At 46.0% G+C, this 14,101-nt stretch carries 11 protein-coding genes; 7 read left to right on the forward strand and 4 right to left on the reverse strand.

Features of this window, described 5'->3' with window-relative positions; all coding sequences use genetic code 11:
* Positions 1 to 8: 8 nt before the first annotated feature.
* The 3 genes from MKY28_RS07415 to MKY28_RS07425 form a co-directional block, all read right to left on the reverse strand.
* The gene (locus MKY28_RS07415) at positions 9 to 1,256 is read right to left on the reverse strand and encodes a glutamate-5-semialdehyde dehydrogenase (RefSeq protein ID WP_340935438.1); all 1,248 of its coding nucleotides are present in this window, start codon (positions 1,254 to 1,256) and stop codon (positions 9 to 11) included.
* Between the two features lie 58 nt (positions 1,257 to 1,314).
* Positions 1,315 to 2,418 (reverse strand): glutamate 5-kinase, encoded by a 1,104-nt coding sequence (proB, locus tag MKY28_RS07420; RefSeq protein ID WP_340935439.1) that lies wholly within the window; start codon positions 2,416 to 2,418, stop codon positions 1,315 to 1,317.
* A 361-nt stretch (positions 2,419 to 2,779) separates the two neighbouring features.
* Positions 2,780 to 3,988, reverse strand: coding sequence for a pyridoxal phosphate-dependent aminotransferase (locus MKY28_RS07425; RefSeq protein WP_340935441.1), 1,209 nt, complete (start codon positions 3,986 to 3,988; stop codon positions 2,780 to 2,782).
* A gap of 260 nt (positions 3,989 to 4,248) precedes the next feature.
* Here MKY28_RS07425 and MKY28_RS07430 point away from each other — a divergent pair, with 260 nt between their 5' ends.
* The 4 genes from MKY28_RS07430 to MKY28_RS07445 all read left to right on the forward strand — a co-directional run bounded on the left by MKY28_RS07430 (position 4,249) and on the right by MKY28_RS07445 (position 8,240).
* Entirely contained in the window at positions 4,249 to 5,244 is a 996-nt protein-coding gene (locus MKY28_RS07430) for an ABC transporter substrate-binding protein (RefSeq protein ID WP_340029076.1), read from the forward strand.
* A gap of 202 nt (positions 5,245 to 5,446) precedes the next feature.
* On the forward strand, positions 5,447 to 7,069 hold the full coding sequence (locus MKY28_RS07435) for an AraC family transcriptional regulator (protein WP_340935443.1): 1,623 nt from the start codon (positions 5,447 to 5,449) through the stop codon (positions 7,067 to 7,069).
* 73 nt (positions 7,070 to 7,142) lie between these two features.
* Entirely contained in the window at positions 7,143 to 7,964 is an 822-nt protein-coding gene (locus tag MKY28_RS07440; RefSeq protein ID WP_340935445.1) for a carbon-nitrogen family hydrolase, read from the forward strand.
* A 90-nt stretch (positions 7,965 to 8,054) separates the two neighbouring features.
* Positions 8,055 to 8,240: a hypothetical protein gene (locus MKY28_RS07445; RefSeq protein ID WP_017687767.1), complete on the forward strand. Its 186-nt coding sequence runs from the start codon at positions 8,055 to 8,057 to the stop codon at positions 8,238 to 8,240.
* Positions 8,241 to 8,474: 234 nt separating this feature from the next.
* Here MKY28_RS07445 and MKY28_RS07450 read toward each other — a convergent pair whose 3' ends face one another.
* Positions 8,475 to 9,395, reverse strand: a complete 921-nt coding sequence (locus MKY28_RS07450; protein WP_076318119.1) for a LysR family transcriptional regulator — start codon at positions 9,393 to 9,395, stop codon at positions 8,475 to 8,477.
* Positions 9,396 to 9,756: 361 nt separating this feature from the next.
* Between MKY28_RS07450 and MKY28_RS07455 the strand changes: the two genes are divergently transcribed.
* The 3 genes from MKY28_RS07455 to MKY28_RS07465 are packed head-to-tail and all read left to right on the forward strand — an operon-like array spanning position 9,757 to position 14,034.
* Entirely contained in the window at positions 9,757 to 11,655 is a 1,899-nt protein-coding gene (locus MKY28_RS07455) for a beta-glucoside-specific PTS transporter subunit IIABC (protein WP_076317461.1), read from the forward strand.
* Positions 11,656 to 11,691: 36 nt separating this feature from the next.
* Entirely contained in the window at positions 11,692 to 12,531 is an 840-nt protein-coding gene (licT, locus tag MKY28_RS07460) for a BglG family transcription antiterminator LicT (RefSeq protein WP_036671969.1), read from the forward strand.
* 45 nt (positions 12,532 to 12,576) lie between these two features.
* Positions 12,577 to 14,034: a glycoside hydrolase family 1 protein gene (locus MKY28_RS07465; RefSeq protein ID WP_076317462.1), complete on the forward strand. Its 1,458-nt coding sequence runs from the start codon at positions 12,577 to 12,579 to the stop codon at positions 14,032 to 14,034.
* Positions 14,035 to 14,101 lie beyond the last annotated feature (67 nt).

The raw sequence follows: 14,101 nt of genomic DNA on the forward strand, positions 1-14,101 counted from the left end.
CTGGGATATTATTGACGAATCTGTCCATTGCCTGTAATCCGATATTTGGTTGACGTGAGTGCTGGAAGTCCCATCGGTCCACGTGCATGCAGTTTCTGGGTACTGATTCCGATTTCGGCTCCATAGCCAAATTCAAATCCATCGGTGAAACGTGTGGACGCATTGTGATAGACGGCTGCTGCATCCACATCATGCATGAAGCGCTCTGCATGGGCTGTATCCCGGGTTACGATACACTCGGAATGTTTGGTTCCGTAATGTGCGATGTGCTGCATCGCTTCATCCAGGTTCTCGACCACCCGGATATTTAAAATATAGTCGTTGTACTCGGTCGCATAGTCTTCCTCGGTTGCCTCAAGGACAGAAGGAACAAGACGGCGCACCGTGTCGCAACCTTTTAAGACCACATTGGCCTCACGGAATTGCTCGGCAAGAGCAGGCAGATGCTCTTCCGCGTATGCGGTATGCAGCAGCAACGTTTCCATGGAGTTACATACGGATGGACGTTGTGCCTTGGCATTGATGGCAATTTCGGCTGCCATAACTGGATCGGCTGATTCATCCACATAGGTATGGCAAATGCCCGCTCCAGTTTCGATGACAGGTACCGTTGCGTTGGCAACCACATTACGAATGAGGGAAGCTCCTCCGCGTGGAATGATGACGTCCAGCAGTCCGTTCAACTTGAGCATCTCATCTACGGAAGCACGATCTGCATCTTCAACCAATTGCAAAGCATCAGCAGGCATGTCTGTCGTTGTGAGTGCCTGATGCAGCACCTCCACAATTTTACGATTGGAGGACAGGGCAGAGGAGCCGCCGCGCAGAAGCACTGCATTACCTGTTTTGAGACATAATCCGGCTGCGTCTACAGTTACATTAGGACGAGCTTCGTAGATGATGCCAATCAGGCCAATCGGCACTCTTAATTTTTCAACATGTAATCCGTTTGGACGGGTAAATGTCTCTAACACTTCGCCGACTGGATCAGGCAGATCCGCAATCTGACGTAACCCTTCAGCTATGCCTGCGATCCGCTCCTTATTAAGGGCGAGTCGATCCAGCATGGATTCCGGCGTGCCTTGTTCTCTGCCTCGTGCCAGATCTTCGGCGTTTGCCGTAATGATGGAATCCGTCTCCTTAATCAAAGCATCTGCCATGACACGCAGGGCCGTATTTTTCTGTTCTGTATTCAATCGGTTCAGCTGTGGAACCGCTGCTTGGGCTTTGCTGGCTTTTTCTCTGACTTCACTCATCGTAATTCCTCCTCATATATATAAAGTTGAGTATTCCAACCACTATATAGCTTCATGTTTATTTTAACGTAATCCATTCGTCTCTATGAATAACTTCAAGTCTGTGGATGCTAGCGAGTTGTTTCATCACTTCGCCACTGGGAAGTCCGGCAATGAGTCGAAGCTGGTCATCATCATAATTGACAATACCGCGACCGAGCAAGGTTTCATCCATACCAATGACCTCTACGACGTCTCCTGCATGGAAAGTTCCCAGTACCCGCTTGACGCCTACAGGTAGAAGACTGTGGCCCCCATGGACAAGTGCTTCTTCAGCACCATCATCCACAACGACGGTTCCCAGCGGAGTAGACATGAAGCCAAGCCACTGCTTTTTACGGGATAGCGAAGCGAGTCGTGTCTCAAAGTAAGTTCCTTTGCCCGTGCCCTCAACCGCCTTCTGCATATCTCCAGGTTCTTTCACACTTCCCACGAATACAGGTACGCCTCCACGTGTTGCAACCTTGGCTGCATCAACTTTGGATCGCATTCCGCCTGTACCAACCGATGATCCTGAACCACCGGCAAAAGCATAGATCTCCGCCGTTATCTCGGGGATGCGGTCGTAACGTACGGCAGAAGGATCTTTACGCGGATCTGCGGTGTACAGGCCGTTGGTATCCGTAAGAATGATCAGATGCTGTGCCTTCACCAGGTTTGCAACCAATGCGGACAACAGATCGTTATCACCAAACTTCAATTCGTCCACCGACACTGTATCATTCTCATTAAAAATCGGAATCACTCGCTGTTTAAGCAGTTCTTCTACGGTCATGCCTGCATTACCCATACGTTTACGACTGTGAAAGTCTGTACGAGTTAACAGAATTTGCGCCGTAGTAACGCGGTGCGCTGCAAAAGCCTGTTGATATGCCTGCATCAGTAATGCCTGCCCAACGGCCGCTGCGGCTTGTTTCTCATGTAGCAGTTTGGGGCGCTGAGGGTAGCCGATCTCCCGGAATCCGGCCGCTACCGCTCCTGAGGTGACCAGAAGTACTTCATGGCCCTGATCAGCCAATGCTGCAATTTCTCCGGCAAAAAAAGTAATCGAACTGCGATCCAGACCGCCTTCTTCCGTTGTAAGCGAGCTGCTTCCAATTTTAACTACAATACGTGAAGTCATGGTTTCACTTCCTTAAACATGATTAATAAGTGCTTCTGGAGCAGGCTTTAGCGGGTACAAAAAAAACTTCCGCCCTTTAGTTAAAAAGGACGAAAGTTCGTTACTTCCGCGGTACCACCTTTATTGATGATTAGATCATCCGGCTTCATGCCCTGTAACAGAAGGCACTGTCCTGCACGTAACAGGCCGCTCAGGGGTAGGTTTCAGAGAAGAGCCGCGGTAAATTCTTTCAGCAGGGTGGAATTTACTCTCTGGGCGCGACTGATATTCTCTTACTGGTCCCGTCATCACGTTTCGTTCAATATTTCTTATAACATACCATGGAAACTTGGCATATGCAAAGGGGGTATCGTCCTGTAAATTACTTGAATAAATTCAGCTTGCCAATCCGCTGGGCAGCTTCGCGTAATCGGTTTTCATCACTTAACAGCCCCGCGCGAACATAGCCTTCGCCATGCGAACCAAAACCAATACCTGGGGCTACGGCTACCTTGGCTTCTCGCAGTAACAAGTCTGCAAATGAAGCGGAGGTATAACCTGGAGGTACAGGTAACCAGCTGAAGAATGAACCTGCGGGTTTCGAAGCTTGCCAGCCAATCGAGGAAAGAGCGTCATAAAATGCATTGCGACGGGATTCGTAACGTGAAACGAGCGAAGTAACACATTCCTGAGAGCCAGTAAGTGCTTCCGTTGCCGCAGCCTGAATTCCACCGAAGAGACTGACATAGATATGATCTTGAAGCAGATTGATTTTAGAAACAATCTCCGCATTGCCAAGCGCGAATCCAACACGCCATCCAGCCATATTGTACGTTTTGGATAACGTATAGAATTCAATGCCCACTTCTTTGGCACCAGGGGCTTGCAGGAAACTTACGGGACGATGTCCGTCAAATCCAATTGCACCGTAAGCAAAGTCGCTGGCTACTACGATTTGATTTTGAATGGCAAATTCAACCGTATCTTCGTAGAACGAAAGGGGTGCCGTTGCTGACGTTGGGTTGTTGGGATAGTTCAGGAACATCAGCTTGGCCTTCTCCCGATCTTCGGCTGTAACAGCTTCGTAATCCGGCAGGAATGCGTTGGACTCCAGCAAAGGCATAAATGACATGTTTGCTTTAGCGAGTGCAACACCAGACCAGTAATCCGGGTAGCCGGGATCTGGAACGAGAACGGTGTCCCCGGGGTTAAGCAGGACCTGAGGTAACTGAACCAATCCGGTTTTTCCTCCGAACAGAATGGCTACTTCAGTCTCGGGGTCCAGATCAACGTTGTAATCTTCCTTATAACGTTTGGCGACAGCTTCCTTCAGGAAAGAGTACCCTCTAAAAGGGGAGTATTTGTGGTAGAGGGGATTCTCAGCCGACTCTTGCAGAGTTTTCACAATATGAGGTGGTGTAGGTGTATCCGGGTTCCCCTGACCCAGATTAATCACGTCATGTCCACTTGCGATTTCACGATTTACATTTTGAACAAGGGTAGCAAAAAATTGCGTTGGCAGCTGTGTCATCATATCAGAAGTCGGTATCTTAAAAGCTGAACGAGCAGATGTATGGTCTGATTGGGTCATTATATTCATCACTCCGGTTATTAATAATGGCAAATAGTTCTCATTAATTTATCACGCAAATCCCGAGCTGTATAGAGGGAAATGCACTTGAATATACAGTACATAGGAGCAAAGAGCGGAGTATTGTACAAAACTGAAAGTGCTCATTTAGTTTTGTCCATTGAGCTGAGAGAAGCCATGTTTTATGATAATATCCGATAATGATAATCAATATCATTAATTTCTAGCATAACGCACATGATATAGGGGGAGAAATAGAAATGAAAAAGGGCATACGAAATACGGGAGTATTATTAACGATCACATGGTTATCCATCCTGCTACTTGCTTGTGGAAATCAGGCTGCAACACCTGCTGCTGGCGCAGATGATTCCAAAGTAGCCACAGAAACCACAGAGACCACGACTGCAGTGGAAGAGACGAATGAGGGCGAGACCCGGATATTCAAAGACTGGACTGGCCACGAAGTTGAGATTCCTGTAAATCCGAAGCGAGTTATCTATCATGGAGAAGTTACAGGGGATCTGCTCGCGCTTGGTGTTGTTCCTGTCGGCATACTTCGTCAAGAGGGAACCGTATTTGATGATCAGGTTGCTCAGGCAGAAGATGTAGGATTTCCGATCAGTGTGGAAAAGGCGTTAGACCTGAATCCCGATCTGATTATTTTTTCCAACAGTGACAAGGCTCAATATGATCAGATCGCAAAGGTTGCACCCACGGTTACATTTGATTCATTTGGTTTAATAGAAGATCGCATGCGTATCCTTGGCGATTTGTTGAATAAGAAGCAAGAAGCGGAGGATTGGATTACGGCTCATCAAAAAGCGACGGAAGAGATGTGGACGCAACTTCATGAGAACGGATTAAAAGAAGGGGAGACTGCTTCGGTATTCACCATGTATCCCGGGAATCGTCTGTTTGTCATGGCGGGTGCAGGATTGCCACAGTTGTTATACGGAAAAGACGGGCTGAAGCCAACCGCGGAAATCCAGAAAGTATTGGATGAAGACATGGGATTTGTAGAGATTTCAACTGAAAAATTATCTGAATTTGCCGGTGATCGGATATTTATTCTGGATCCTGTGACCGACGATGCGAAGCAATCCACCAAGGAATTGCTGGATAGTACAATCTGGAAGAACCTGCCTGCGGTGAAAGAAGGAAAAGTATATCGTTTTAATATCGTAAAAGCTTCTAGTGATGCTCTTTCCAGAGAGTGGCTGTTACAAGAGCTGCCAAAACAGATGATTCAATAATGGTGACGAGCTAGTGAGGCAGCAGTAACACCTTTGAGTAATGCAGTTATAAAAAAAGTGAAAGGGGCCTTCAACATTTCGTTGAACGCTCTTTTTTGCTGATTAAACTCATATCTGGATTATTGACTATCGCTCGCTTATAATCAGACCATACAGAATGATTGATAATTATTCTCATTTTAGAAAAACGAGGTGAACCGACATGCAGGCTTTGGATGCCGATGGGGGAGCGTTGTTCTTTTCAGCATTCATGTTTCGGCTGGATCATCTGGAACGTCGAATTGAACGACCTGAACAGGTGATGCTGGAAGTTGCTTGCGAGAAACATACCTTCCTGATCTGTGAAGAAGGGGATGGGCGTTTATATATTGGACATGAACAGTTTCCGTTTACTACGGGATGTGTTTATCCGCTTTCTCCGGGAGAGGGGTACCAGATTGAACATCGTAATAACTCGGAATTAAAATATATCATAATGGCTTTTGATGTTATTCATGTGTTGACGGGTGATCCCGAACTCTTTACCCGCCCTGTATTTGAGCACAGAAACCAATTGAATGGTTATCCCTATGCTCCGTTAAGTGGGCTGCTGGAGCAGATGTATGTCATTCGGAATTATAAAACAGATGCCGAATACAGTCATTTGAATGCACAGTTCCAAAAATGGATGGAGATGATCATTACCCGGTACACTTCTCCAAAGACGGAACAGAGTATGGAGGCAAGACTACACAGTACGATTCAGTATGTAGACGACCATTATGCTGAAGAAATCACTGTACAGAAACTGGCACGTCTTGCGGAGATCAGACCTGTACAATATACGACCCTTTTCAGACAACTCACGGGTCACAAGCCGCTCGATTATGTGAATCATGTTCGCATCAAACATGCCAAGGACTGGCTTCGCAAATCAGATGAACCACTTCGGGATATAGCGAGCCGCGTTGGGTTTAAGGATGAGTATTATTTCAGCAGGCGTTTTCGCCAAATGACGGGATTATCTCCTCGTCAATATGACAGATCGATTCAGCAGCAGAGACTGGTACAGGATTGGTTGGGTCATGATGTGAATATTCCAGTAAATCCGGACCGAATTATGTATTACGGAGATTCCGCTGGGGATCTGCTGATGTTGGGCATTCAGTTACTGGAAGATCGGACATATGACGCGGTCGCTCCAGTTAATGTGGAAGCCGCTGTTATCATGAAGCCGGATTTGATTATTTTTGATAGCAGCAATGAACAGCAGTATGAACAACTTTACCGGATTGCACCGACGCTTGCTTACAATTCACATGCCACGTTGGAAGAACGAATGCGCAGATTGGGCAACTGGTTTGGCAGACAACCGCAGGTTGAACAATGGCTAACCTCCTATGCGGAGCGTACTGAGCAGATGTGGGCGAAGATCCATACTGTGATTGAAGAGGGGGAAACGGCATCCGTATTTACATACCATCGGGGTGCACGATTATTTGTTATGGGCAATATCGGTCTGGCGCCTATGTTATATCATCCAATGGGATTCAGTCCAGTTACCAAAGTGAAGGAAGCACTTGCGGCAGGTAGAGCCTATAAGGAAATTTCGGCTGAAGCGGTACGTCAGTACGCGGGAGATCATGTGTTTGTTATGCTGCCTGAGGAAGTTGTGGCAAGGCAGGCTACAGAGATGCTGATGAAAAGTCCCAGTTGGCAGGCCCTTCCGGCTGTGCAGAATGGACGGGTATATCCTGTGGAGGAGTCAACATGGAATGTGGGTGATGCACTCACGAGTGATCGATTGTTGACCCTGCTCCCTGAGTTGTTGTGTGCAAGTTCATAATAAAAACAGGCTTGCAGTCCTCAAGAGGATCAAGCTATGATAGCAGGTATTACGGTTCAGAGGAGTGCTTGTCATGACAGAAAAACAACAGGGAGAAATGCGTGTAGCCCTGATTCAGGGCGATATTCAGCTCGGAGACCCTGAGGCCAATCATAAACATATGCAGATGTTGCTTAAGCGTGCGGTAGAACAATATCCGGATCTGGGGCTGGCTGTGTTACCTGAGATGTGGAATACCGGATACGCTTTGACTCAAATTCATGAACTCGCTGACCCGGAAGGCCAGAAATCTCGGGAATGGCTGTCTGCTTTTGCTCAAAAACATCAAATTTCCATCGTTGGCGGTTCGATTGCCGAGAAACGGGATGGTCAAATATACAATACAATGTACGCTTATGATCGTGAAGGAAAACAGGTAACACGATACGATAAATTACATTTGTTCCGTCTGATGGACGAGGAGAAATATTTACAGCCTGGTGTGGAACCTGAAATTTTTGAATTGCAGAACGGTCTTACAGCGGGTGCTTCGATCTGTTATGACATCCGGTTCCCGGAGCTTGCCCGCACCCTTGCTTTGAATGGTGCCAAGGCATTGATTGTACCCGCCGAATGGCCGAAACCTCGTCTGCACCACTGGCGTACGTTGCTTACCGCACGAGCGATTGAGAATCAGATGTATGTGATCGCATGTAATCGTGTAGGTAAAGGGGGAGAGACCGAATTTTTCGGACATTCCCTCATCATTGATCCTTGGGGTGAGATTGTGGCTGAAGGTGGCGAAGGGGAAGAGATCGTGACCGGAATTATTCGTCCATCTCTGGTAGATGAGGTTCGCGGACGTATTCCCGTATTTGAAGACCGTCGACCTGGCGTTTATTTTGGCGGAAAATAAAAACTGAAATAAAATTCTTCAGAAAAAGTGTTTATTCTTCCAGGACGCGGGTAATGATAACTATCCCGTTACCAAGGAGATGATCAATCAATGGACAACCATGTGAAAGATACGCTCAGGAGACTGGAACAGGATAACACAAGGGAAGATCACTTAAGGGCATTCTTAGAGAATGGAGCAGGAGGGCTATCACCCCCTGATTCAACTGTTCAGGACGAAGGCCGTGTAATGAATCAGCAAAACAGGCTGACAAGCGATCGTAATTTGCGTAAATAAACCGCCAGACATGAAGTTTTCTTATGTACGTTTCTACGTTAACATTATAAATTAGCATTGTAGCTAAACAACTTAACAAGCAACATTGTACTGTAAACAGTTACTGTGATTGCAATGTAAGAACTCTATCCTGCGGATGCGGGAAACGAGTATATGACAAAGGCTTGGCCCATAAGGGTCAAGCCTTTGTTTTGGTTCAGTACCATATGTCTCCATATCCATAGGAGAAATTCCTTAGTCTCCCTTTGACAGTTCGGTCACGGTTTGTTGAAACGTATGGATGAATGCTTCGGCTGCCTTCGACAGCACTCTTCCTTGACGATAAGCCACAACAAGTGTTCTGCTAGGAGTAGGCTCAGCAAGTGGCACATACACAGGCACGAACTCACTGCGCGGCGCACGGGCGATAAAGCGTGGAACCAGTGTAATGCCCATACCAGTGGCGACCAGCGACTGAACGGTTTCAATATTTGTGCTCTCAAACACAACTTGGGGATCAAAACCAGCCTGCTCACAGAGATCAAATGTAAGTTTGCGGAAGCCCTGCCCTTTTTTCAACACAACAAAGGGTTCATCCCGAAGCTCTTCAATTCGCACAGGAAGCGGATGTTCCGGATCTGCCCTGCGTGCCAAAGGGTGATTCGGGGGAACTGCCAGATCAATCTTTTCCTCTCCAATGGCAACATAGGCGAGACTTGGCTCTTGTAAAGGAAGAGATAACAGACTGAGATCTGCTTTGCCACTTGCTGTCAATTTCTCAAGCGTAAGCCCGGAGTCTTCCAATAAGGTAACCTCAATCTCGGGATAAGCTTGTTGAAACGCAGGAAGCACGTGTGGGAGCAGGTGTGATCCCGTGATCGGCATGCTGCCTACAACGACTTTACCTTTGCGAAGCTGGGAGATATCGGACATTTCCTGACGCAATAGCTCCACGGCATCTACGATCTTCTGGGCTTGCTCGACAAACGTAACACCCGCATGGGTTAACTCCACGGTACTGGTATTACGCTGAAACAGTAGCACTCCCAATTCTTTTTCCAATTTGGATAATTGCTGGCTTAATGAAGGTTGAGCAATATGCAGCTTCTCTGCTGCCCGGGAGAAATTGCGTTCGGCCGCAATTTGCAGCGTATATTGAAGTTGTCTGAATTCCATCGTCATCGGTCATTCCTTTCGTTATGCCACCATTATATCATTACAGATGAAGAAATCATTAATTTCGCTTAACCGCTTGCACTCCATCAGAAGAGTTGTTATACTAATTTTGAAAACGCTTAATAAGAACCACTTACCCGGGTAAAACAAAATCAACGTTTTCATGTGTACCAGTTTCAAGTGTTAGCACAGAACCATTTCAAATGTTCATATTCTTTTTCGTTCATATAATTGAATAACATTCATCCAACGATGGCGTGTTACTGTTCGGCAGGCAAGACCTAGATTGGGTGGGAAGAGTTTCTCTTTTCCTACCCTTTTTAGGTCTTTTTTTGTTCCCATCAAGAAACGGAGGTGCACCATGAATTACAAACAATTAGCCCAATCGATTATGGAGCTGGTCGGTGGCAATGATAATATCAACACGTTAATTCATTGCTCTACCAGGCTCAGACTTACCCTGAAGAATCCGGATATGGCGAAGACCCAAGAAATTAAGAGCCTTGATGGTGTTATTGGCGCAGTGAATAGCGGCGGACAATATCAGGTTATTATCGGTAATGACGTCGCGTACGTCTACAATGAACTTGCCAAGATGATGGATACTCGGCAATCAAACGAAATTCAGGAGAAACAAAAAGCGGATTATAGCCCCAAAGGACTGTTTAATACTTTTGCCAGTGTCATTGCAGGCATTTTCCAACCTATTATCCCAGCCATTGCTGCCTCGGGCATGCTTAAGGCACTGTTGCTACTGGCGACCGTGACCGGCCTGATGTCTAAAGAGAGCCAGACATATACCGTTTTGAGTGTCATGTCTGATGCTGCCTTTTACTTTCTTCCGATTCTACTGGCCTATTCCAGTGCAAATAGATTTAAAACGAACCCCTTTGTTGCCGTTCTGTTTGGTGGAATCATGTTACACCCGAATATGATTGGTCTGCTTGGCGGTGAAGATCCGGTGTCCTTTATTGGCATACCTGTTGCATCCGTTCAATATGCGACATCCGTGGTACCGATTATTTTAACGGTCTGGTTCATGTCTTACATTGAAAAGTTCGCGGACAAGATCTCACCAGGACCAGTCAAAATTTTCCTTAAACCTTTGATTGTTATTCTCATTGTCGCTCCAGTTGCCCTGATTGTACTTGGACCTCTGGGGATGTATCTCGGAACGGGAATGTCCAACCTGATCTATTGGATTCAGGATAAGATTGGATGGTTGACCGTTGTCATTATGGCTATACTGATGCCTCTGATTGTCATGTTCGGTATGCATAAAGTATTTTATCCCATTATTTTCGCAGCCTTGGCTTCACCTGGATATGAAACACTGGTGCTGGTCGCGATGCTGGCATCCAATATGGCGCAGGGAGCAGGCGCACTGGCGGTGTCATTCAAAACCAAAGACATCAAGCTGAAACAAGTCGCTTTGTCTGCAGGAATTTCAGGTGTATTCGGTATCACGGAACCTGCTCTGTACGGTGTACATTTAAGGCTCAAGAAAACGCTGTTTGCCTGCATGATCGGCGCCGGAGTCGCTGGGTTGTTCGCAGGTATTGTGAATCTCAAGGCATATGCTGCCGTGGGTCCGGGGATTGCATCTATGCCTATGTTTATCAGTGAAGATCATATGAATATTATCTATGCGATCATTACCATGCTGATCTCTGCCATTGTCGCGTTTGTCGCTGTATATGTCATTGGATTTCAGGATGTTGTTCCAACAGCAGTGTCGATAGCAGGCAGTCCTACAACCAAAGCGAGAGGCGAATCTGAAATCCAGCCATCCAAAGGGATCAAATCGAAAAAGATCGTTTTTGCTCCATTGGAAGGTAAAGTTCTGCCATTAAGAGAGGTGAAGGACGAGGCCTTCTCGCAAGAAGCTATGGGACAAGGTATGGCCATTCAGCCAAGTGTTGGCAAGGTGTTTGCTCCGTTTGATGGTACCGTTGAGACGGTGTTCCGCACTAAACATTCCATCGGTCTGAGATCGGTAGAGGGGGTAGAACTTCTGATTCATGTCGGATTGGATACGGTGAAACTGAAAGGCCAGCATTTTGATGTAAAAGTGAACGAAGGAGAACAGATCTCTCATGGTCAGCTCCTGATCGAATTTGATCTTGAAGCTATACAAGCCGCAGGTTATGACACAACGACCCCTGTAATTGTGACCAATTCATCAGATTATCTGGAGATACTGGGCAATGAAACTGTGGCGACAACAGGACCGGGGAAACCATTAATTACGGTGTTATAACCCGCTGAAATATGAATGAAAGGCAGGCAGCCTGATATGGAAGTCATAAAAATACTGAATTCGAGCATTGTTCTTGCCAGACGTGGTGAGGATGACAAGGAAATTATTGTGATGGGAAAGGGCATCGGCTACAGGAGCAAACCGGGAGATGTCGTGGGGGAGGATGAGATCGAGAAGATCTATGTCCTTGAAAATGAAACGATCTCTTCGGATCTCACCGCCCTGATGAAGGAAACGCCAAAAGAATATCTGATTCTGGCTGACGAAATCATCTCCCATGCCAAACATACATTGTCCCGCCATCTGAGTGATCATCTCTATGTCGCATTAACAGATCACCTGTATATGGCCATGAAGCGATTCAAGGACAATATGACGATCCAGAACCGAATGTTGTGGGAAGTTAAAAAGTTCTATCCGCAGGAGTTCAGCATCGGGTTGCATGGTCTGTCTCTCATTCAAAAACAGCTTGGACTCTCCCTGCCTGAAGAGGAAGCGGCGAATATTGCCTTTCATCTCGTTAATGCGCAGCAGAATGATGACAATATGAATCAGGTCATGATGATGACCAATACCGTCAAGGATGTACTCAATATTATCAAAATTCACTATCACGTGGAGCTGGATACACACAGCATCAACTATTCACGCTTTTTGACCCATTTGCAGTTTTTCATTCAACGGCTTTTTGAGCATAAAACATTAAACACACAGGATCATGAGCTCTTTGAACAGATCGCGAATAAATACCCGCAGGAAGAAGCCTGCGTACTGCTAATCAAGGATTATATTGAAGCTCGGTTTGAACATACGATCTCCAATGAAGAGATGATGTATTTGATTATTCATATCAATCGGGTCATGAGTCGCAATTGAGCAAGAATGAAAGAATTACAGAGATAATCCAAGGAGGAATACACAATGACCAATACAACAAGAACGTTTCCAGAAGATTTTCTATGGGGAGGAGCGATTGCTGCCAATCAGGCAGAAGGAGCGTGGAATGTGGATGGCAAAGGTCTGTCTACAGCGGACATTGCTATCTATCGAAAAGGTGTAGCCAAGAGTGAGTATAAAAAGCATAATGCGATCAATGAAGAACAGATCAAAACTGCGATGGAGTCTAGCTCGGACAGAGAATATCCGAAACGCAGAGGCATTGATTTTTACCACCGCTATGAGGAGGATCTGGCCCTGTTTGGGGAGATGGGTCTCAAAACGTTGCGCTTATCTATTGCTTGGACCCGAATTTTCCCGAATGGCAACGAAACTGAGCCGAATGAAGCCGGTTTGCAGTTTTATGACCGCGTTATTGATGGTATGCTGAGACAAGGGATTGAACCTTTAATTACGTTGTCGCATTATGAGATGCCGATGTATCTGGTGAATCACCACGGTGGATGGACGGATCGGAAAGTCGTCGAGTATTTTGTTCACTTTTGTAAAACCGTGTTCACCCGTTATAAGGACAAAGTGAAGTATTGGATTACATTTAATGAAATTGACAGCATTGTTCGTCATCCGTTTACGAGTGGTGGTATTGTTCCGGAGCGTTTCGAAAATGTGGAGCAGGCTGTATATCAGGGGTTACACCATCAATTTGTAGCGAGTGCACTCGCAGTGAAATACTGTCATGAGATCATTCCCGGTTCCCAGATCGGATGTATGCTTACCAAACTGACAACGTACGCTCATACATGTAATCCCGAAGACGTACTTGTTGCTTCCCGGGATAATCAATTCAATCTTATGTTTACGGACGTACAGGTGCGTGGAGCGTATCCGTACTTTACGAAGAGATTTTTTGCCGAAAAAGGGATTAACCTGGATATGCTTGAGGGGGATGAAGAGATTCTGAAAGTACACACTGTGGACTTTATCTCATTCAGTTATTATATGTCCCTGGTATCAAGTGTGGATGGCGACCGATTGGAGCAGGTGAGTGGCAATACAACTGGAGGGGTGAAGAACCCGTATCTGCAAACGAATGATTGGGGCTGGCAGATTGACCCGGTAGGTCTGCGCATCTCACTGAATGAACTGTATAGTCGTTACGAGGTGCCTTTGTTTATCGTTGAAAATGGAATTGGGGCGGTAGACACGATTGAAGCGGATGGTAGCATTCAGGATGATTATCGTATTGAGTACTTCCGCTCTCACATGGAACAGATGCATGAAGCGATTCTGGACGGTGTTGAACTTCTGGGCTATACCAGTTGGGGAGTGATTGATCTGATTAGTTATTCTTCTTCAGAGATGGAGAAACGATATGGCTTTATTTATGTAGATCAGGATAATGACGGCAATGGAACACTGGAGAGAAAACGCAAGAAGAGTTTCTATTGGTACAAAGATGTGATTGCGAATAACGGTCTGTAATACAGTAGTCGGATAAGTACTCTCTATTAGAAGGCGTTGATATGATAATTTTCATTTCATAACAGAA

It is taken from the genome of Paenibacillus sp. FSL R5-0473 (genome assembly GCF_038004565.1).
Taxonomy (GTDB): domain Bacteria; phylum Bacillota; class Bacilli; order Paenibacillales; family Paenibacillaceae; genus Paenibacillus; species Paenibacillus amylolyticus.

Excerpts from the sequence above, each read along its gene's own strand:
- MKY28_RS07415 (WP_340935438.1), bottom strand. The coding sequence starts at position 1,256 with ATGAGTGAAGTCAGAGAAAAAGCCAGCAAAGCCCAAGCAGCGGTTCCA.
- proB (WP_340935439.1), bottom strand. The coding sequence starts at position 2,418 with ATGACTTCACGTATTGTAGTTAAAATTGGAAGCAGCTCGCTTACAACG.
- MKY28_RS07425 (WP_340935441.1), bottom strand. The coding sequence starts at position 3,988 with ATGACCCAATCAGACCATACATCTGCTCGTTCAGCTTTTAAGATACCG.
- MKY28_RS07430 (WP_340029076.1), top strand. The coding sequence starts at position 4,249 with ATGAAAAAGGGCATACGAAATACGGGAGTATTATTAACGATCACATGG.
- MKY28_RS07435 (WP_340935443.1), top strand. The coding sequence starts at position 5,447 with ATGCAGGCTTTGGATGCCGATGGGGGAGCGTTGTTCTTTTCAGCATTC.
- MKY28_RS07440 (WP_340935445.1), top strand. The coding sequence starts at position 7,143 with ATGACAGAAAAACAACAGGGAGAAATGCGTGTAGCCCTGATTCAGGGC.
- MKY28_RS07445 (WP_017687767.1), top strand. The coding sequence starts at position 8,055 with ATGGACAACCATGTGAAAGATACGCTCAGGAGACTGGAACAGGATAAC.
- MKY28_RS07450 (WP_076318119.1), bottom strand. The coding sequence starts at position 9,395 with ATGGAATTCAGACAACTTCAATATACGCTGCAAATTGCGGCCGAACGC.
- MKY28_RS07455 (WP_076317461.1), top strand. The coding sequence starts at position 9,757 with ATGAATTACAAACAATTAGCCCAATCGATTATGGAGCTGGTCGGTGGC.
- licT (WP_036671969.1), top strand. The coding sequence starts at position 11,692 with ATGGAAGTCATAAAAATACTGAATTCGAGCATTGTTCTTGCCAGACGT.
- MKY28_RS07465 (WP_076317462.1), top strand. The coding sequence starts at position 12,577 with ATGACCAATACAACAAGAACGTTTCCAGAAGATTTTCTATGGGGAGGA.